The 826-nt window shown below is 44.9% G+C and carries 1 protein-coding gene; it reads right to left on the bottom strand.

What is annotated here, in order from left to right:
- A partial coding sequence (locus tag R7R24_RS25855; RefSeq protein WP_318119982.1) for an RNA methyltransferase occupies nucleotides 1-690 on the bottom strand: 690 nt, incomplete at its 3' end.
- Between the last annotated feature and the right edge of the window lie 136 nt (nucleotides 691-826).

The following is an 826-nucleotide window of genomic DNA, read 5'->3' as shown; positions in this document are numbered from 1 at the left end:
CATTGCCACGTTTAAAGATTCTGCGCCACCGAAAGCAGGAATCGTGATCTTATCTGTCACGAACTTGGACGCTTCTTCTCGCACACCATGTGACTCGCTGCCCATCAACAAAATACCTTCTGCTGAAAACTCAGTTTTATGCACGCTCTCACCTTCAAGGAAAGCACCATACACTGGCAAGTTTGCTTCAGCTAAGTAGCTTGGCAAATCAACCAAACTCACTTGCACACGCCCAAAACTGCCCATTGTCGCGCTGATGGTTTTTGGGTTATACGGGTCTGCACAGTCAGTGCTCGCAATAATGTGCTTAATGCCATACCAGTCAGCTACACGGATAATCGTTCCTAGGTTACCAGGGTCTGAAACACCATCCAGAGCAATCATCAAGCCCTTTGCCTGTGGTTCTTTTACGTTTGGAATCTCTACCACAGCAATGGCGGCGTTGTTGCTCACAAGCGTACTTGCTTTGGTTAGATCATCAAGCGACGCTTCAACGCACTCAAAACCACTTAGCTCTTGGCGGTGACTTTCCAAAAAATCTGCCGTAGCAAAAATTTGCTTCACAACCAATGAGCTGCTCGCCAACTCTAATACGTTCTTTTCACCTTGAACAAGAAACAAACCATGCGCTTTACGCTGTTTCTTTTGGCCCAAAGCTCGAAGCAGTTTTAGTTGGTTTTTTGAAATCATGACAATATCTCAGGTGGAAAGTGAATACTTGGCGAATTAAAACAAGCGTGATTATAAAGTAAAGTGCTCAAGGCAAAAAGAGATGTTAAAAACGAAAAAGCCCCGCTATATAAGCGGGGCTTTTAAAGGGTGGGAC

It is taken from the genome of Vibrio sp. 704, assembly GCF_033339295.1.
The sequence above is the reverse complement of the archived record's forward strand: the minus strand, read 5'-3'. Positions and strand labels throughout refer to the sequence as shown.